General features: G+C 68.0%; 14 protein-coding genes. 10 read left to right on the top strand and 4 right to left on the bottom strand.

The genetic code is table 11. The annotated features are described in order from the left end of the window. The first annotated feature begins 5 nt into the window (after positions 1-5). Together H3005_RS19410 and H3005_RS19415 are read left to right on the top strand one after the other, a co-directional pair. Positions 6-704, top strand: a complete 699-nt coding sequence (locus H3005_RS19410) for an RNA pseudouridine synthase (RefSeq protein WP_100461343.1) — start codon at positions 6-8, stop codon at positions 702-704. A gap of 121 nt (positions 705-825) precedes the next feature. Continuing rightward, positions 826-2,394, top strand: coding sequence for a phospholipase D family protein (locus H3005_RS19415; RefSeq protein WP_191078814.1), 1,569 nt, complete (start codon positions 826-828; stop codon positions 2,392-2,394). A 3-nt stretch (positions 2,395-2,397) separates the two neighbouring features. Here H3005_RS19415 and H3005_RS19420 read toward each other — a convergent pair whose 3' ends face one another. Next, positions 2,398-3,477 (bottom strand): HDOD domain-containing protein, encoded by a 1,080-nt coding sequence (locus H3005_RS19420; RefSeq protein WP_100553190.1) that lies wholly within the window; start codon positions 3,475-3,477, stop codon positions 2,398-2,400. Positions 3,478-3,746: 269 nt separating this feature from the next. Between H3005_RS19420 and H3005_RS19425 the strand changes: the two genes are divergently transcribed. Beyond that, positions 3,747-4,844, top strand: coding sequence for a Glu/Leu/Phe/Val dehydrogenase dimerization domain-containing protein (locus tag H3005_RS19425; protein WP_100553191.1), 1,098 nt, complete (start codon positions 3,747-3,749; stop codon positions 4,842-4,844). 85 nt (positions 4,845-4,929) lie between these two features. Here the strand turns inward: H3005_RS19425 and H3005_RS19430 are convergent, their stop codons facing one another. Continuing rightward, positions 4,930-7,767: an autotransporter serine protease gene (locus H3005_RS19430; RefSeq protein WP_191078815.1), complete on the bottom strand. Its 2,838-nt coding sequence runs from the start codon at positions 7,765-7,767 to the stop codon at positions 4,930-4,932. A gap of 181 nt (positions 7,768-7,948) precedes the next feature. On the opposite strand from H3005_RS19430, the gene H3005_RS19435 reads away from it, so the two are divergent. From H3005_RS19435 to H3005_RS19445, 3 genes are all read left to right on the top strand, one after another. Further along, a complete protein-coding gene (locus H3005_RS19435; RefSeq protein WP_100553193.1) occupies positions 7,949-9,124 on the top strand; it encodes a thiolase family protein in 1,176 nt (391 codons plus the stop codon). 124 nt (positions 9,125-9,248) lie between these two features. Beyond that, positions 9,249-9,590 carry a hypothetical protein gene (locus H3005_RS19440; protein WP_089236409.1) on the top strand — a complete coding sequence of 114 codons (342 nt, stop codon included), beginning with the start codon at positions 9,249-9,251 and terminating at the stop codon, positions 9,588-9,590. A gap of 149 nt (positions 9,591-9,739) precedes the next feature. Further along, positions 9,740-10,150, top strand: a complete 411-nt coding sequence (locus H3005_RS19445; RefSeq protein WP_089236410.1) for a hypothetical protein — start codon at positions 9,740-9,742, stop codon at positions 10,148-10,150. A gap of 319 nt (positions 10,151-10,469) precedes the next feature. Here the strand turns inward: H3005_RS19445 and H3005_RS19450 are convergent, their stop codons facing one another. Then, positions 10,470-12,107, bottom strand: a complete 1,638-nt coding sequence (locus H3005_RS19450) for an acyl-CoA dehydrogenase family protein (protein WP_191078816.1) — start codon at positions 12,105-12,107, stop codon at positions 10,470-10,472. A gap of 114 nt (positions 12,108-12,221) precedes the next feature. On the opposite strand from H3005_RS19450, the gene H3005_RS19455 reads away from it, so the two are divergent. The 4 genes from H3005_RS19455 to pdeM are packed head-to-tail and all read left to right on the top strand — an operon-like array spanning position 12,222 to position 17,911. Further along, positions 12,222-13,220, top strand: a complete 999-nt coding sequence (locus H3005_RS19455) for a ligase-associated DNA damage response exonuclease (protein ID WP_191078817.1) — start codon at positions 12,222-12,224, stop codon at positions 13,218-13,220. Then, positions 13,217-14,824: an ATP-dependent DNA ligase gene (locus H3005_RS19460; RefSeq protein WP_191078818.1), complete on the top strand. Its 1,608-nt coding sequence runs from the start codon at positions 13,217-13,219 to the stop codon at positions 14,822-14,824. Before H3005_RS19455 ends, H3005_RS19460 begins: the two co-directional genes overlap by 4 nt. Then, a complete protein-coding gene (locus H3005_RS19465; protein ID WP_191078819.1) occupies positions 14,821-17,280 on the top strand; it encodes a ligase-associated DNA damage response DEXH box helicase in 2,460 nt (819 codons plus the stop codon). Before H3005_RS19460 ends, H3005_RS19465 begins: the two co-directional genes overlap by 4 nt. Next, positions 17,270-17,911, top strand: coding sequence for a ligase-associated DNA damage response endonuclease PdeM (pdeM, locus tag H3005_RS19470; RefSeq protein ID WP_191078820.1), 642 nt, complete (start codon positions 17,270-17,272; stop codon positions 17,909-17,911). Before H3005_RS19465 ends, pdeM begins: the two co-directional genes overlap by 11 nt. 33 nt (positions 17,912-17,944) lie before the next feature. Here the strand turns inward: pdeM and H3005_RS19475 are convergent, their stop codons facing one another. Next, complete coding sequence (locus H3005_RS19475; protein WP_100554172.1) at positions 17,945-18,214, bottom strand: hypothetical protein; 270 nt, start codon at positions 18,212-18,214, stop codon at positions 17,945-17,947. Positions 18,215-18,331: the final 117 nt, after the last annotated feature.

Genomic DNA, 18,331 nt, shown 5'->3' on the forward strand with positions numbered 1-18,331 from the left:
TCGCCATGGAACCGACCCGACTCGACAAACGCCTGTCCGCCCTGCTCGGCATCCCGCGTGGTGAAGCGCGGCGCTATATCGAGGGCGGCTGGGTCAGCGTCGATGGCGAGGTGGTGGAACAGCCGCAGCGCCCGGTGGACGAGAGCGCCAGCATCGTGGTGGCCGAGCAGGCCAGCGACAGCAAGGCCGAGCGCGCCAGCATGCTGCTGCACAAGCCGGCAGGCGTGCCGGCCGATGCCCTGTGCGCGCTGATCCGCACCGAGACCCGCAGCGAACTGGATGCCAGTGACATCCGTCCGCTGCAGCGGCACTTCCACGGCCTGCAGCTGGCATCCTCGCTGCCGGCCGACGACAACGGGCTGGTGGTGGTCAGCCAGGATCCGGCGGTGCTGGCGCACCTGCAGCGGAACCTGGGCCGCACCGAACAGGAGTACCTGGTCGAAGTGGCCGAAGGCGGCCCGGAACGTGGCCCGTGGCTGATGGCCCGGCTGCAGCATGAAGCAGGCGGCCCCAAGGTCAGCTGGCAGAGCGAGCAGCGCCTGCGCTTTGCAGGCAAGGGGCTGACCGCGAGGGGACTGAGGACTGCGGTGACGGCCGCCGGCCTGCAGGTTGTGGCCGTACGCCGCCTGCGCATCGGCCGGGTGGCGCTGGGCCCGCTGGCCGTGGGCCAGTGGCGCTATCTGGGCAGCGACGAGCGGTTCTGAGTCACGGCGCTCCATCCACGCATGGCGTGGATCTACTGATGGCGACTCATCCACGCATGGCGTGGATCTACTTCCAGGCGCGGCGTGGATCTACGCGCGGTGTGGAACTACCATCGGCGTCATGAGTCTGCGCAAACCCCTATGGCGGCGCCTGCTGCGCGTCGCCGCGATCATCATCGCCGCCCTGCTTCTGCTGGTCCTGTCCGGCCTGCTGCTGGCCGACCACCTGGCCCCGCAGGCGCGCGGTGAAGCGTCGCAGGTGTTGCCACTGCAGCCTGCGCAGACGCCCATCGATCGACAGATCATGCCCCTGCAGGCTGCCCATCCGGGGCAATCCGGCGTGGCCTTCCTCAGCGATGGCATGGATGCGTTCGCCGCCCGCGCGATGATCACCGAACATGCAGGCCGCAGCCTGGACCTGCAGTACTACATCTGGCACGACGACCTGATCGGCCACCTGATGGCCAAGGCGCTGTACGACGCTGCCGAACGTGGCGTGCGCGTGCGCATCCTGCTCGATGACATGAACGCCAAGGACAAGGATGCGCTGATGATGGCGCTCGATGCGCATCCCTACATCGAGCTTCGCCTGTACAACCCGTTCCGCAACCGCAGCGGCATCGCCCGCACGCTGGAGCTGGTGCAACGCGCCTTCAGCGTGAACCACCGCATGCACAACAAGAGCTGGATCGCCGATGGGCGCATCGCCATCGTCGGTGGCCGCAACATCGGTGAGGAGTATTTCAGCGCGCGCAGCGACGTGAACTTCCAGGACCTGGACCTGGTGGTGGCCGGCCCGGCCGTGCAGCAGGCCAACCAGATCTTCGACGTCTACTGGAACAGCGACGCGGCGATTCCGATCTCGGCGCTGGCGACCTACACCGATGCGCAGCTGCGCCAGCTGGTACGCCAGTCCGATCTGGACGCGCTGCATGCGCAGGCGCAACCGTACCTGCAGCGCGTGGCAGAGTCGCGCCAGCGCCAGCGCGCCAGCCCCGAGCCGCTGCACTGGAGCACGCAGGTACGGATCCTGTCCGATCCACCGATGAAGCATCACGGCGATGCGCATGACGACTGGCTGGTCACCGCGCTGGTCCGGCAGCTGCAGTCGACGCGCTACAAGGCACTGTTGATCTCGCCGTACTTCGTGCCCGGCAGCGAAGGGCTGGACGGCCTTTCGGCGATGGCCGGGCGTGGCGCCCAGGTCGGCGTGGTGACCAACTCACTGGCGGCCAACGATGTGGCTGCCGTGCACGGTGGTTACATGGGCTACCGGGTGCCGCTGCTGAAGGCCGGCGTGCAGCTGTACGAACTGAAGGCGAGCGGCCAGACCGGTGACAGCAGCCTGTTCGGCAGCAGTGGCGCCAGCCTGCACACCAAGGCATTGCTGGTCGACGACCAGCGCGGGTTCGTCGGATCGTTCAACCTCGATCCGCGTTCGGCCTATCTCAACACCGAGATGGGCGTGCTGTTCGACGACCCGGTGCTGGGCGCGCAGCTGCGCGCGGAATACCTGCGCCTGGCCAGCCCGGAACACAGCTGGTGGCTGGCACTGGGCGCTGATGATGAACTGCGCTGGCTGCAGCGCGAGCCGCCACCGCATTGGGTCGAAGCCGAGCCCGGCAGCAGCCTCGGCAAGCGTTGGACGGCGCGGGTGATCAGCTGGTTACCGCTGGAATCGCAGCTGTAACGATCAGCGGGCGAGCCCTTCGCCATCGCCGTGCAGGCTCTCGTCCAGGGTTTCCACATTGCGCCCGTGCAGGCGCCGCCAGATCCAGCGCAGGGCGTGCGGCGGCGCTGCCGGCAGCTGTTCCAGCAAGGCCAGCATGCGGCCCTGGCTGGCATGCCCGTGCCGGCACAGCAGGCTGGCCGCCGCAGCGGCGCTGGCCAGTCGCAGGCTGTCGGCCAGCGGACCGTCAGCGTCAGGCGCCAGGGCCTGATGCACCGGCTCGGGCAGTTCCCAGGCGGCAGCCACCCGCTGTGCCAGCGGTAGTGACCACTGCTGCAGCAACTGTAGGGCCAGCGCCGGCTCCACCTCTTCGCCGCGTGCCTGCGCTTCCTGCAGCAGTTGCCGCATGACCAGCGCTGCGCCCAGGCCCTGCACCAGGCCCAGCCATTGCGCAGCGAAGGCATCGCCGAAGGTGACCGTGCGCGCGTGGTCGGCGGCCGCGCGCGAAGCCAGCAGCGCGTGCTCCCATATGATCGAACTGAACTGCGGGAACACCTCGCACTGCACCTGCATCACCGGCTGCACCAGCACTGCACTGATGATCTGCCGCACGCCTTCGGTGCCGACCAGGGTCACCGCCCGCTGCAGGCTTTCCACGGGCCGCTCGTGCACCTTGTAGGCCGGGCTGTTGGCGATCCGCAGCAGGTTGCCGGTCAGCACCGGATCCTGGCCGATGATCGCGGCCATCACCCGCGCCGATGCAACGTCGTCATTGACCGTCTGGATCAGCTGCGGCAGCAGTTGCGGGCGCCGCGGCAGCTGCCGGGTAGCCCAGTCGCGGTCCTGCAGCGCGCGGTCCACCGCCTCGGCCAGACCCGACGCGCTGACCGCGGTCGGTTCGCCGGCCAAACGCGGATACAGGGCCAGCGCATGCAGCCCGCGCTGCAGGTGAGCGGCGACCTCGGCCGCCGGCAAGGCGTCACCCTGCAGGCTGGCCGCCGCCGCGGCCACGGCCTGGCGGGGGGCTGCGGCCAGACGTGCCGGGGCCTGCCCGGTCAGCTGCGACAGCCAACGCAGCACAGATCGCCACCACGCTGCGGTCATCGCCGCCCACCCTGTCGTTTTCCTGCTGCTGCCACTGCCTGCGCCTTCATCACATCCGGCCACCTGCCGTCGTCGCAGCATCGGCCGCACTTTCATCTTCTTTAACCCGGGCGCTTCCTGCGTCGACGGCATATCCCGGGCGAATGGACTAGAATGGCGCCGCGCGACCCGTCCCCCTGTACCGACGACGTCGCTTTTTTTGTTTTCGGACCCTACCGTTCATTGGCAGTTCGCCGCAGTTCACCGCAGATCGCGCCATCGGAGACCCCATGCTATTCGAAACCCTCGCAACCACCGGCCACGAACAGGTGGTGTTCTGCCACAACCAGGATGCCGGCCTGCGGGCGATCATCGCCATCCACAACACCACCCTGGGCCCCGCCCTGGGCGGGGTTCGCATGCGCCCTTACGCCAGCACCGACGATGCGCTGGCCGATGTGTTGCGGCTGAGCCGCACGATGACCTACAAGAATGCGCTGGCCGGTCTCAATGTCGGTGGCGGCAAGGCGGTGATCATCGGCGACCCCAAGGTCGACAAGACCGAAGTGCTGTTCCGCGCCTTCGGCCGCTACGTCGATTCGCTGGGCGGTCGCTACATCACCGCCGAGGATGTCGGTACCGACGTCAACGACATGGAGAACATCTACCTGGAGAGCCAGTTCGTCACCGGCGTGCACCAGGTCCATGGCGGCTCGGGAGATCCGGCCCCGTTCACCGCCTATGGCGCGCTGCAGGCGCTGATGGCCTCGATGCGCTTCAAGTTCGGCCATGAGGAAGTGGGCAAGACCAGCATTGCGGTGCAGGGCCTGGGCCATATCGGCATGGAACTGGTGAAGCTGCTGCGCGACCGTGGCGCCAAGCTGTATGTCACCGATCTGGACAGCGCGCTGGTGGATCGTGCGGTCAACGACTTCGGCGCCGAGGCCGTCAAGCCGGACGAGATCCACGAAGTGAACGCCGATGTGTTCGCGCCGTGCGCGCTGGAAGGCGCGATCAACGCCGACACCCTGCCGCGGATCAAGGCGAAGATCATCTGTGGCACCGCCAACAACCAGCTGTCCAGCCTGGAGATCGGCGACGAACTGCATGCGCGCGGCATCCTGTATGCGCCTGACTACGCGGTCAACGCCGGTGGCGTGATGAACGTGTCGCTGGAAATCGACGGTTACAACCGCGAGCGCGCGATGCGGCTGATCCGCAGCATCTACCACAACCTGACGCGCATCTTCGAACTGTCGCAGCGCGAGAACATCGCCCCGCAGCGCGCCGCCGACCGGATCGCCGAAGCGCGCATCCTGTCGATCGGCAAGCTGAAGATGCCGCTGGGCCGCAGCACGCCGCGCCTGGGCAATCTGCGCGGCGGCTGATCGCCGCCTCGCGAACCGTGCGGGTGCCGACCCATGGTCGGCACCCGCCGGATGAACGCGCCGGGCAGCAGGCCCGGCGCTACGATCAGAAGCCAGTGCTGTAGCGCAGCGCCGCCTGCCGTGCATCATTGCCACCCACGCGCTGGTCGATACCCAGGCTCAGGCGGCCATTGCGGCCCCACCATGATTCCAGCGCCAGGCCGAACAAGGCACTGCCCCGCGGTGCGTCGACACCGGCCAACGGCGCCCAGGCATCAACGCCGACGAAGCTTGCCTGCCAGGCCTGCTCACTGCCATCCAGCCGTTGTTGCCATTCGGCATGGCCGCGCAGGGTCCAACGACCCCACTGCCGCTCGCCGCGCAGGCCCGCCAGCATCTCGCTGCGCTGTGCACGTGACGCCTCACCGCGCAGGCCGAAGCCGAAGCCACCCTGCTCGCTGAAGCCATCGGTATCCAGGCGCGTGCTGCTGGCCCCCAGGTACGGGGTCAACGACGCACCGATGCGCCCGAAACGATAGCCGCCTTCGACGCTGGCACTGCTGAAACGCCCGCCGTAGCGCGCGGACACACCGTAGGCACCGGCACCCAGCAGCAACTGGCGGTCCAGCTCACGGGTGAACTGACCAGTGCCGAACTGGGCCAGCGCATAGCCACGCCCCAGGTTCCAGCCGGCGTACAGCTGTGCCTGCGTCTGGCGGTCGCGGCCACGATCACCACTGAAGTTGCTGCCGCCGTTGCTGCGGGTTTCGCCGAAGGCCATGCCCAGCAGACCATTGCTGCCCAATGCCACGTCCTGGCCTGCCATCCAGCCCTGGCTGTCGGCGGCGTTGCCGGCAAAGCTGCCCTGACCGGCTTCGCCCAGCGCGCTCTGCCAGGCACCACGCAGCTTCGGCGCTGCCTGCACGCGGTCGAAGCGCTCGGCAACCGCACGGCGCGACATGTCCACACTGTCGAAGGTCGACGCTTCAGCGCGCGCATGCGCCTGTCCGGACAGGCTTTCCAGGCTCGCCGACAGGCCCTCGGTCCCGCCCGCCGTACGCTGCAGCGCGCCGGCGGCCGTACCGAACGCCGAACCCTGCAGATTCGCGTTGCGGTCCAGCGCGGTGAATGCCGACTCCACCCGCAGTGCCGATGCCTGTGCATTGGCGCCCAGGCCGGACGCAGCGGCGGAAACATTGACCTGGGTCAGGTCCATCCACGCGTCGTTGCTGCCATAGCCGTACTGTGCCTGCAGCAGGGTCAGGCCGTTGGCGGCGGTGTTGGACACCGGTGTGGTGAACGTACCGTTGATACCGCCGTTGGCGTGGATCAGCCCTTGGCGGCTGCCGACCTGCGGCACGTAACCGGAAACGATGCCATCGACCACCACGCCGCCGGCCAACCGTGCGGTACCGGTCACCTGCAGCGCGTTCACGCCCAGCGCGACGATCAGCCGCGCGTCCGGACGCTGGCTGTAATTACCTTCGATGGTCGCGGTGGTGTTGGCGTTGATCAGCACCACGCTGGCGCCGTTGTCGACGTTGCCGATCACCCGCGGCGTGCCCGGCATGAACTGCAGGCCGGCCATCGAGACACCGCCGGCACCAGAGATGCTGACGTTGGAACGGATCACTGCGCCGCCCCGCAGGGCCAGGCTGCCGCGCTCGATGCGGGTATCGCCGCTGTAGCTGTTGTTGCCGCTCAGCTCCAGCCGGCCATCGCCGCGCTTGACCAGGCCGCCAGCGCCAGCAATGTCGTTGCTCCAGATCGAGCCCGAGGATGGCGCGTCGACATTGACCGTGACATCGCCCCAGTCGAAGCGGCCGGGACCGTTCACCGCCTTGCCGACGTTGAGCAGGCCGTAGCCGTAGATCGGATCGACGCCCGGCGCACCGATGTCGGTGGCCGTGCCGAGCAGGGTCTGCCGCACCAGGTCGTTGTCGAAGTACGGGTAGCGCTGCCAGACCAGCGCCGCAGCGCCGGAGATCAGCGGCGCGGCGAAGGACGTGCCGTAGTTCCACAGATACTTGCCGGTACCCGGTTCGGGGAACACCGCGCTGCCGGGAGCGGTCAGGCAGTAACGCGCGGCGTCGCCACAGGCATTGGCCCAGGGGGCACGCTCACCCGGCTTGTTCGGATCGATCGCGGTGGCCACCAGCCAGCCTTTTTCAAGATCGGCTGCCGGCAGCGATCCGCCGACGCCACGCTGGCTGGGCAGCGCGGCCACGCTGCTGGGCTGGTCGCGCCCCTCGTTGCCTGCGGCGAACACCACCAGGCCACCGTGGTTGATGATGAAGGGGCGGTATTCGGCCGCGACCTGCGCGGTGGTGCCGAGGTCGGTCCAGTACAGGCCGCCCCAGGAATTGTTCATCACCTTCACGCCGTAGCCGATCAGGTCCTGGTGGACCCCGGCCACGCCCAGCGTGCCGCTGAAGGAGTTGCCCTTGCCGCTGCCGTCATCCTGGGGCGTGGTGTCGGAAATGATGCGCGCCGAGACGATCTCCGCACCCGGTGCGATGCCTCCGGGCCAGACACCCACCGATGCACCGGCAGCCAGGCTGGCGACGGCCGTGCCATGGCCAAGCACGTCATCGACGTTGAGATTGTTGCGGCTCGGGTCGATGTAGTTGAGGTTGGCCACTACCCGTCCGTTCAGTGCCTCGGCGTTGCGCAGCACGCCCGAATCGACAATGCCGATGCGCACGCCGCGGCCGGTCACGCCAGTGGCCTGTGCGGCACGCGCGTTGGTCTGTGCCAGATGCGCATCCACCGCCGGCTCCAGCGGCTTGGACGCGGGAGGCGGGGTGACCGGGGGCGTGACCGGTGGCGTAACCGGTGGCGGGTCGATGCGCACGTTGCTGCCGCCCCCTCCACCGCCACACGCCGACAGCGCCACCGCCAGCGCCGATGCCAGGACCGACCTTCCCATCGTCTTACGTTCCATCGTTTCCTTCCCATGAACGTTGGCCTGCCGCCATCCGGGCAGGCATCCAGGACTGCCCAGCGGCAGTCTTCGCCGACCCTCTATACTGAGCCGACCCCCACGCAGTCTGCCGGGAAACGGCGCCGCTTCCAACGCCCGTCGTCTCCTTTCCGAACATTGCTCACGCATCAACGAGATTGCCATGTCCAACATCGTCATCGCCGCCGCCAAGCGCACCGCCATCGGCTCCTTCCTCGGCCAGTTCAACGGCGTTCCGACCCCGACCCTCGGCGCGGCCGCCATCGCCGCCGCGCTGGAACAGTCGGGCGTTCCTGCCAGCGACGTCTCCGAAGTCCTGATGGGCTGCGTGCTGCCGGCCAATCTCGGCCAGGCGCCTGCCCGCCAGGCAGCGATCGCCGCCGGCATCCCGCTGTCGGTCGGCGCGACCACCCTCAACAAGGTCTGTGGTTCGGGCATGAAGGCCATCATGCTCGGCCATGACCTGATCAAGGCCGGTTCGGCCAAGGTCGTGGTCGCCGGCGGCATGGAATCGATGTCCAACGCCCCGCATCTGCTGCCCAATTCGCGCACCGGCAACCGGTTCGGCAACTTCCAGGCCGTGGACCACATGGCCCACGACGGCCTGGTCAACGCCTATGACGGCAAGGCCATGGGCGAGTTCGCCGAATGCGCCGTGGACAAGTACCAGTTCACCCGCGAAGAGCAGGACGCTTACTCCATCGAATCGGTCAAGCGCGCACAGGCGGCCCAGGCCAACGGCGCCTTCGCCGACGAAATCGTTGCGGTGAAGGTCGCCACCCGCAAGGGTGAAGTCGAGGTCGCCAGCGACGAACAGCCCGGCCGTTCGGACATCGCCAAGATCCCGACCCTGCGCCCGGCCTTCAAGAAGGACGGCAGCGTGACCGCCGCCAGTTCCTCCAGCATTTCCGATGGCGCCGCCGCCGTGGTCCTGCTGACCGAAGAAGATGCTGCCGCACGCGGCCTGCAGCCGCTGGCGCGCATCGTCGGCCATGCCACCCATTCGCAGGAACCGGAGTGGTTCACCACCGCCCCGATCGGCGCCATCCACACCCTGCTGGAGAAGACCGGCTGGTCGCTGGACCAGATCGATCTGTTCGAAATCAACGAGGCCTTTGCCGTGGTGGCGATGGCACCGATGCGCGAACTGGGCATCCCGCACGACAAGCTCAACGTGAATGGCGGTGCCTGCGCGCTGGGCCATCCCATCGGTGCCTCCGGCGCACGCCTGGTGGTCACCCTGGTCAACGCATTGCGCACGCGCGGCGGCAAGCGCGGCATTGCCACCCTGTGCATCGGCGGCGGCGAAGCGACGGCTATCGCCATCGAGTTGATCTGAAAGGGTTTAACGTCTATTTCGCAAAAATGAATGCGGGATCGCTTGACACCCAATCTTGGCTTGTCATCATGTTGTCGGCGCGCAGCATGCGCGTTGCCTAATTCTAACGACGAGGATTTACACAATGAGCATCAACAAGCTGCTGGTCGCGATGTCCCTGGCTCTGGCCCTGGCCGCCTGCTCGAAGCAGGAAGCTGCCCAGGACGCCGCTGCTTCGGCCAACCAGGCCGCCACCGAAGCCCAGGCTGCTGCCGACCAGGCCGCCGCTGCTGGCGCCCAGACCGCCGACGCTGCCCAGCAGGCCGCTGACACCGCCGCCACCGCTGCTGACGCTTCGGTTGACGCCGCTGCCCAGGCTGCTGGCGCTGCCACCGACGCTGCTGCCGGCGCTGCTGCCGACGCTGCCAAGGCTGCTGAAGGCACCGCCGAGAAGGCCAAGGACGCTGCTGAAGAAGCCAAGAAGTAATAACTTCTTTCTTCAAGCTGTTCTGAAGAAGCCGCTGGTTCGCCAGCGGCTTTTTCTTTGCGCGCCGTTTCGTGTGCAGGTCACCACCACGTCTTCACAACGGTATGAATAGGCTGGCGTCCCCATCCATTGCAGTACCGGAGACCGCCATGAAGATTCGCCCGCTGACCACCACCCTGCTGGCCGCCTCCCTGCTGCTCGCACTGGCTGCCTGCAAGGGCCCGGAAGCCGAACAGGCCAAGCAGGATGCCGCGCAGGCCGCCGACAGCGCCGGTGCCGCCGCACGCGATGCCGTCGACAAGGCCGCCGCAGCCACCCGTGACGCCGCCGACAAGACCGCCGCCGCCTCCGAGCAGGCCGCCGCCGATACCCAGCAGGCGTTGGACAGCGCCGCCGCCGCCACCGCCAACGCGGCCGACAAGGCCAAGGTCGCAGCGACCGATGCCGCCGCGCACGCCAGCGACGCCACTGCCGATGCCGCGCAGAAGGTTGCCGACAAGGCTCGCGATGTGGCCGACGACGCCAAGGCCACCGCCGCCAAGGAAGAAGCCAAGCACTAAGGCATTCGCGTTCGCCGGGCATGGCCCGGCGCTACCGGAAAAGCCGAGCACGGGCTCGGCTCTACAGGAAAATCCGCGGCATCGCCGCGGCTTTTCTGCTTTCTGCTTTTCGCTTCTTCTGTTGATTCCGTGCTGGACGCGCACGGAAACCGTCCAAGGCCGCGCGGGTGGGCTGCGCAGGGGTGTCCGCGGCATGGATGCCGCGGCCAAGCCCCCAGGGATGGGTTCACGGCGTCCCCTGCGCAGCCCATCCGCACGGCCCGCTCACGATGCAGACTCCGCGCCGACCACCACCAGGGGCTCCGCCGTTGGCCCTCACCTACGGCAACGCGCGCGCCAGCATCCCCGCCACATCCACCCCGGCCGGCAGCGTGCCGAACGCCAACCCATGTTCGCCCTGCAGCCGGCTGCGGATGAATGCTTCTGCCATCGGACTGCGTGCACGCAGCAACAACGCCGCCTGCAGCAGCAAGGCCGTGCGTTCGCAGAACACCCGCGCCTGTGCCTCCTCCGGTGCCGCCGCATCGCGCCACTGCTGCAGCGCCGCCGCATAGCGCGCATCACGGTCGGCCACCGCCTCCAGTTCACCGCGCAGTGCCGCCAGCACCTCCGGTTCGCGCGCCAGCGCGCGCAGCACATCCAGGCACTGGATGTTGCCGCTGCCCTCCCAGATCGAATTCAACGGCGCCTGCCGGTACAGCCGCGGCAACATCGATTCCTCCACGTAGCCGGCACCGCCCAGGCATTCCTGTGCTTCATTGACGAACGCAGGCGCACGCTTGCATATCCAGTACTTGCCCAATGCCGTACCCAGCCGCGCAAGCGCGGCCTCGGACGCATCGCTGCCGGCGTGATCGACCGCGCGCGCGATACGCATCGCCAGCACCGTGGCGGCTTCCGATTCCAGCGCCAGATCGGCCAGCACGTTGGCCATCAACGGATGGTCCATCAGTGGCTTGCCAAAGGTGCGTCGATGCCGCGCGTGATGCAGCGCCTGTGCCAGCGCCATGCGCATTTCCGCCGCAGCGCCCAGCATGCAGTCCAGCCGGGTCATCATCACCATGCCGATGATGGTGGCCACGCCACGCCCTTCCTCGCCCACCCGCCAGGCCTGCGCACCGCAGAACTCCACTTCACTGGAGGCGTTGGCCCAGTCGCCCAGCTTGTCCTTCAAGCGCATCAGGCGGAACGCATTGCGATCGCCGTCGGCCAGCCGCCGTGGCATCAACAGGCAGGTCAATCCGGCCGGCGCCTGCGCCAGTACCAGGAAGCCATCGCACATCGGTGCGGAGAAGAACCACTTGTGCCCGACCAGTCGATAGCGCTCGCCATCGATGGGTTCGGCGCGGGTGGTGTTGGCGCGCACGTCCGAGCCGCCCTGCTTCTCGGTCATGCCCATGCCCAGGGTGATGCCGGCCTTGTCGGCCACCGGCACATCACGCGGGTCGTATACCGGTGCAGCGGCCTTGCGCGACCACTCGGCCAGATGCGGCTGCCCGCGCAGCACGGCCACTGCGGCATGGGTCATGGTCAGCGGGCAGCTGGTGCCTGCCTCGGCCTGGTGGTGCAGGTAGCTCAGTGCAGCGCGCGCGACATGGGCGCCGGGCTGCGGCTCATGCCAGGACAGTCCTGCAACGCCATGCTCCTTCGCCGTCTGCATCAGCTGGTGGTACGCCGGATGGAATTCCACGGTATCGATGCGATGGCCCTGCGCATCGTGCGTGCGAAGGCGTGGGCGGTCGCGGTTGGCGTCGAAGCCGATGCGGTACAGCTCGTCGCCAGCCAACCCTCCGTACACCGCCAGGCGTGGCGCGAACGCTGCCGCACCCTCGCGCTGCACGGCCTCCATCAGTGCGATGTCGTCGGTCCACAACTGGCGACCGGCGAACGGTGGCGGCTGGTTGAGCACCACGTGGGTTTCGTAGGGAGCGCTGCTGTTGAAGCTCGGTCCACTCATCGGTTCCTTCCCCGCCGGCAAGAGGTGTGCGGCCCGATTGTGCCGTATCGTCCGGCAACCCCGCGTTCAGGCCGATTCTCGCCGCGTGCACGACCGCCACGCCACAGTGATGGCATGGCAGGCAATGACGATCTGGTGGTACTGCGGCCGGAAGGGCTGTACTGCGCGGCAGGCGATTTCCATATCGATCCCTGGCGGCCGGTACCGCGCGCGGTCATCACCCATGGCCATGGCGATCATGCGCGACCCGGCATGGGCGAGTACCACTGCAGCACCGGCAGCGTGCCGATCCTGCGCTGGCGCCTGGGCGATGTGCCGCTGCACGCGCATGCCGAGGGCGTGCCGTTCGCGCTGGGCCGGGTGCAGGTATCGCTGCATCCAGCCGGTCACGTGCTCGGCTCATCGCAGGTGCGCATCGACGACGGCGAGCAGGTCTGGGTGGCATCGGGCGACTACAAGCGGCAACCCGATCCCACCTGCACACCGTTCGAAGTGGTGCCCTGCGATACCTTCATCACCGAAGCGACCTTTGCGCTGCCGATCTATCGCTGGCCCGATACCCGCGCAGTGGCGGCCGAGATCGCCGCCTGGCGTCGCGAGTGTGCGCAGCGTGGGGAAGCGGCCGTGCTGCTCTGTTATGCACTGGGCAAGGCGCAACGTGTGCTTGCCGAGCTGCGCGCGGTGGATGACCAGCCTGCCTGGCTGCATGGCGCCATCGCCAACGGCGTCGCCGTCTATCGCCAGGCCGGTGTACCGATGCTGGAAACGCTCACGGTTGCCGAGCAGGGACGTCAGCCCGATGCCGCAGGCCAGCTGATCCTGGCGCCACCCTCGGCCGCCGGCACGCCCTGGCTGCGCCGGTTCGGCCGCCACCAGCTCGGCTTCGCCTCGGGCTGGATGCAGTTGCGCGGCAACCGCCGCCGCCGCAACGTCGACCGTGGCTTCGTGATCTCCGACCATGCCGACTGGCCTGCGTTGCTGCAGACCATCACGCAGACCGGGGCGCGGAGGATCATCGCCACCCACGGCAACACCGATGCGCTGATTCCGTACCTGCGCGAACGCGGCATTGCCGCCGAAGCCTTCCGCACCGATTTCGGAGGCGAGGAATGAAGGCCTTCGCCGCGCTGTACCAGCGGCTGGATCGCAGCACCGCGACGCTGGACAAGCGCGCGGCATTGATCGACTACTTCCAGCATGCACGACCGCACGACGCGGCGTGGGCGCTGTACCTGCTCAGCGGTGGCAAGGTGGGCGGCGCGCGCCGCAAGATCGCAGGCAGTGGCGAACTGCGGACGTGGATCGCTGAAGAATCCGGCCTGCCGCCATGGCTGGTCGAGGACAGCTACGCGCAGGTCGGCGACCTTGCCGAAACGCTCACGCTGCTGCTGGATGATCCTGCCAGCGAAGGCGAGGATCGCCCCCTGGCCGACTGGATCGAACAGCACCTGCTTGCCGTCGCCAACCAGCCGGAGCCCGTGCGTCGTGCCGCTGTAGTCGAGGGCTGGCGACAGCTTGCATCGGCCGAACGCCTGGTCTTCAACAAGCTGCTGACCGGCGCACTGCGCGTTGGCGTGTCGCAGCGCGTGGTGCAGCAGGCATTGGCCGAATGGTCCGGGCTGGACATCGCCCGCATCGCCCAGCGCATGCTCGGCGACTGGGTGCCCTCCCCCGGCCTGCTGGCCACTTTGTTGTCTGCCGAAGAACTGCCGACCGATCGCCAGCAGCCCTATCCATTCTTCCTCGCCTCACCGCTGGAAGGTGAGCCCACCGAGCGGCTGGGCGAGATCAGCAACTGGCTGCTGGAATGGAAGTGGGATGGCATCCGCCTGCAGCTGCTGCGGCGCCAGGGTGAGGTGGCATTGTGGTCACGCGGCGAAGAACGGCTGGACGGTCGCTTCCCTGAGATCGAACAGGCCGCCGCATTGCTGCCCGATGGCTGCGTGCTGGATGGAGAGCTGCTGGCATGGGACGACGCTGACAATCTTCCGCGCGCATTCACCGCGCTGCAGACCCGCATCCAGCGCCGCAAACCCGGCGCCGCCACCCTGCGCAACACACCGGTGCGCGTGCTCGCCTACGATCTGCTTGAACGCGACGGTGAAGACCTGCGTGCGCTGCCGCTGCAGCAACGTCGCGCGCAGTTGGCCGAGGTGGTCGGCGCGCTCGGCGATCCGCGCATCCAGCTGTCACCCGAGGTACCCGCCGACGATTGGCGGCATGCCGCGCAGCTGCGCGAAGCATCGCGCGAGCGCGGCGTGGAAGGGCTGATGCTGAAGCGCCGCGATTCGATCTACCAGTCCGGGCGTCGCCGCGGCGACTGGTGGAAGTGGAAGGTCGAGCCGCTCACCATCGATGCCGTACTGCTGTATGCACAGGCGGGTCATGGCCGGCGCAGCACGCTCTACACCGACTACACCTTCGGGGTCTGGGACGGCGACACGCTGGTTCCGGTGGCCAAGGCCTATTCCGGTCTGGACGACAAGGAAATCCTCGCCCTTGATCGTTGGATCCGCGCGCATACCCGCGAGCGCTTCGGCCCGGTACGCAGCGTCAGTGCCGAGCAGGTGTTCGAACTCGGCTTCGAAGCGGTAAACCGCAGCGCGCGCCACAAGTCCGGCATTGCCGTGCGCTTTCCACGCATCCTGCGCTGGCGCCACGACAAACCGGCTGCCGAAGCCGACCACCTGGCCCAGTTGCAGGCGCTGGCGCGATGAAGCGCAGTGAAGCGCTGCAGCGCCTGAAAGACTGGTTCGGCAGCCGCGGCTGGCGCCCCCTGCCCTTCCAGCGCGCGATGTGGCGACACTACCTGGCTGGCGAATCGGGCCTGCTGCACACCCCCACCGGCAGCGGCAAGACCCTTGCCATGTTCGGCGGCCCCTTGCTGCAGGCGATGCTCGACCCGCCCCCCACACCGCGTCGTGCCAGCGCGGTACGCCCGCTGCAGGTGCTGTGGGTGACGCCGCTGCGTGCGCTGGCCAGCGATACCGCACGCGCGCTGCAGGCACCGATCGATGGCCTTGGCCTGGGCTGGCGCGTGGGGCTGCGCAGCGGCGATGCCAGCAACCGCGACAGGCGCCTGGTCCGCGAAGGTCGTATCGATGTACTGGTGACCACACCGGAGTCGCTGGCGCTGCTGCTCAGCTATCCCGACACCCTTGAGCGCATGCGCCAGCTGCGCTGCGTGGTGGTGGACGAATGGCACGAACTGCTGGGCAACAAGCGCGGCGTGCTGCTGCAGTTGAACCTGGCGCTGTTGCGTGAGGCAGCCCCCACGATGCAGCTGTGGGGGCTGTCGGCAACATTGGGCAACCTGCCGCAGGCACGCGACGTACTGCTGCCACACCGGCCCCAGGCACCGATCGTGGAGGGCGCACGGCAGCGGCCGGTGACGATACGCAGCCTGCTGCCCGAACCCGGCGAACGCTTTCCGTGGGCCGGGCATCTAGGCCTTTCCCAGCTTCCGCGCGTGCTGGATGCAGTGTTCCGCGCGCGCAGCAGCCTGCTCTTCACCAACACACGTGCGCAGGCGGAACTGTGGCACCAGGCCCTCGCAGCGGTGTGGCCGGAAGATGCCGGCACGCTCGCCCTGCACCACGGCTCATTGGATCCCACGCTGCGCCAGCAGGTGGAAGACGGACTGCGTGCGGGCACGCTGCGGTGCGTGGTGGCCACGTCCAGCCTGGATCTGGGCGTGGACTTTCCGGAAGTGGACCAGGTGCTGCAGCTGGGCAGCCCAAAGGGCGTGGCCCGCCTGCGCCAGCGGGCCGGGCGTGCGCGCCATCGGCCCGGTGCCAGTGGCGAAATACTGTGCATTCCCAGCCACGCGCTGGAACTGGCCGAGTACGCGGCTGCCCGACGCGCGCTGCATGACGGGGTGATCGAAGCACGACGTCCTCCCACCTTGTCGCTGGATGTATTGGCCCAGCACGCGGTCAGCCGCGCACTGGCTGGCGGCTTCGACGCCGATGCACTGCTGCAGCAGGTTCGTGGCACGCATGCCTTCGCCGCGCTGGAAGACGCGCAATGGAATGCCGTGCTCGATTTCATCGTGCAGGGCGGACGTGCGCTGTCCCGGTATCCGGAGTTCCACAAGGTAGTACGCGATGCCGATGGCATCTACCGCATGCCCGATCGCCGCCAGGCGCTGCGCCATCGGCTGTCGATCGGCACCATCAGCAGCGACGGCAGCGTGCGCGTGCAATTCCTGCGTGGCGGCAGCCTGGGCGCGGTGGAAGAGCAGTTCGCCAGCCGCCTGCGCCGGGGCGACCGCTTCCAGTTTGCAGGACGCCTGCTGGAGCTGGTGCAGCTGCGCGACATGACCGCTTTCGTACGTGTGGCACGCGGCGGTGGTGATGGCGTGGTGCCGCGCTGGCAGGGCGGGCAGTTGCCGTTGTCGATGCCACTGGGGCGCGAACTGGAGATGGTGCTGTCAGGCGCCGACCAGAGCGTGGAGTCGCGCTGGCTTGCGCCGCTGCTGGCGTTGCAGTCGCAGCTGTCTGCGCCGCCATCGCCCGGCCACCTGCTGGTGGAAGACGTGCGCCGACGCGAGGGCCAGTTCCTGTTCGTCTATCCCTTTGCGGGCCGCCATGTGCACGAAGCGTTGGCCGCGCTGCTGTCGCTGCGCTGCACCCGACGGCAGCGCAACAGCATCGGCTATGCGGTGAACGACCATGGTCTGGTGCTCGCGCCGGCAACGCCGGTGGAACTGCAGGAACAGGACTGGCGGGCGATGTTGGACGCTGCAGGTCTGCTGCCGGACCTGCGCGAAGCGGTGAACCTGGGCGAGCTGGCGCGCCGTCAGTTCCGCGGCATCGCACGCGTGTCGGGCCTGCTGGTGCCCAGCCTTCCTGGTGGCATGCCACGCTCGCTGCGCCAGCTGCAGGCCTCCGCCGGACTGCTGCATGACGTACTGCGCGAGCACGACCCGGAGCATCTGCTGTTGGCACTGGCCGAGCATGAAGTGCTGCACGACAGCCTGAATCTGCCCGGGCTGCAGCAGGTGCTGGCCGGCATCGCCACACGTTCGTTGTCGCTGCAGCAGCCATCTTCACTGACCCCGTTGGCATTTCCGCTGTGGGCCGAGCGCCTGCGAGGGCAGTTCAGCAATGAAGACTGGCGCACGCGCGTGCAGCGTGCCGCGCAGCAGCTGGAGCGCCGTCATGGCCGCTGATCTGCCGCTGCAGCTGGGCGGTGAGTCGATGCTGCTGCTGGGTGGTCGGGCGCTGCTGTGGCCGGCGCGTCGTACGCTGTTGATCGCCGACCTGCACCTGGGCAAGGCGGACGTATTCCGGCGTGCGGGAATCGCCTTGCCGGCCGGCGGTACCGGCAATGACCTGCAGCGCCTGCAGGACATGGTGACCCTGCACCAGTGCCAGCACCTATGGATCCTCGGCGACGTCCTGCATGGCCCGGCGCATCGCGCGGCCTGGTATCAGCAATGGCTTGGTTGGCGCGAGCAGCATGCTGCGCTGGACATCCACGTGGTACGCGGCAATCACGACCGTGATCTGCCGAAGGCCGCGCTGCAGGTGCAGATGCATGACGACGCACGCTTGGGGCCGTTCCTGCTGCGGCACGAGCCGCTGGCCGATGCCTCCGCGCACGTGCTGGCCGGCCATGTGCACCCGCAGGTTGCGTTGCCGGCACTGCGTCGACGCTTCCCCGCGTTCTGGCTGCGCCAGGGCATCACCGTCCTGCCGGCGTTCTCGGCGTTCACCGCCGGTGTCGTGCCTGTACTGGCACCGGGCGAACAGCTGCTCGCCTGTGTGGAAGACAGCGTGGTGCCGCTGCCGGTTCGCTGACTCGTCGAGGCCTGCGTCGAGGCCTGCCCTGCATTACGACGGGCGGGCGACGATCCCGGGCATCAGGCTGAAATCCGACACTTCCTCGTCAGCGTGGCGCGGCAGCGCCTGTATCGCCACCAGCATCTCGTGGGCGCAGGCGCGGATATGGTCGTGGCTTTCCGGTGATGCGTGGCTGATCAAACTGCCGACATGGAACTCGAACACATCTTCCAGTACGTCGGGCTGGTCCTCGTGCAGCATCCGCAGCAGACCGCGCAGCTTGCAGATTTCCGATTCCAGCTTCTCGACCGCGAACAACATGGCGTCCTCCTCGTGCATCGTGCGGCACATCCGGGCCGCAGCAGGCAGCGACGGCGATGCCACCCGGGCCACGCGATGATCGATCACGAAAAGGAAAACGGGCGACGCGGCTGCCGC

The sequence above is a fragment of the Stenotrophomonas sp. Br8 genome (genome assembly GCF_014763005.1).
GTDB lineage: Bacteria > Pseudomonadota > Gammaproteobacteria > Xanthomonadales > Xanthomonadaceae > Stenotrophomonas > Stenotrophomonas lactitubi.

Bases quoted from the DNA above. Each gene is read 5' to 3' on its own strand.
- H3005_RS19410 (WP_100461343.1), top strand. From the start codon at position 6: ATGGAACCGACCCGACTCGACAAACGCCTGTCCGCCCTGCTCGGCATC.
- H3005_RS19415 (WP_191078814.1), top strand. From the start codon at position 826: ATGAGTCTGCGCAAACCCCTATGGCGGCGCCTGCTGCGCGTCGCCGCG.
- H3005_RS19420 (WP_100553190.1), bottom strand. From the start codon at position 3,477: ATGACCGCAGCGTGGTGGCGATCTGTGCTGCGTTGGCTGTCGCAGCTG.
- H3005_RS19425 (WP_100553191.1), top strand. From the start codon at position 3,747: ATGCTATTCGAAACCCTCGCAACCACCGGCCACGAACAGGTGGTGTTC.
- H3005_RS19430 (WP_191078815.1), bottom strand. From the start codon at position 7,767: ATGGAACGTAAGACGATGGGAAGGTCGGTCCTGGCATCGGCGCTGGCG.
- H3005_RS19435 (WP_100553193.1), top strand. From the start codon at position 7,949: ATGTCCAACATCGTCATCGCCGCCGCCAAGCGCACCGCCATCGGCTCC.
- H3005_RS19440 (WP_089236409.1), top strand. From the start codon at position 9,249: ATGAGCATCAACAAGCTGCTGGTCGCGATGTCCCTGGCTCTGGCCCTG.
- H3005_RS19445 (WP_089236410.1), top strand. From the start codon at position 9,740: ATGAAGATTCGCCCGCTGACCACCACCCTGCTGGCCGCCTCCCTGCTG.
- H3005_RS19450 (WP_191078816.1), bottom strand. From the start codon at position 12,107: ATGAGTGGACCGAGCTTCAACAGCAGCGCTCCCTACGAAACCCACGTG.
- H3005_RS19455 (WP_191078817.1), top strand. From the start codon at position 12,222: ATGGCAGGCAATGACGATCTGGTGGTACTGCGGCCGGAAGGGCTGTAC.
- H3005_RS19460 (WP_191078818.1), top strand. From the start codon at position 13,217: ATGAAGGCCTTCGCCGCGCTGTACCAGCGGCTGGATCGCAGCACCGCG.
- H3005_RS19465 (WP_191078819.1), top strand. From the start codon at position 14,821: ATGAAGCGCAGTGAAGCGCTGCAGCGCCTGAAAGACTGGTTCGGCAGC.
- pdeM (WP_191078820.1), top strand. From the start codon at position 17,270: ATGGCCGCTGATCTGCCGCTGCAGCTGGGCGGTGAGTCGATGCTGCTG.
- H3005_RS19475 (WP_100554172.1), bottom strand. From the start codon at position 18,214: ATGTTGTTCGCGGTCGAGAAGCTGGAATCGGAAATCTGCAAGCTGCGC.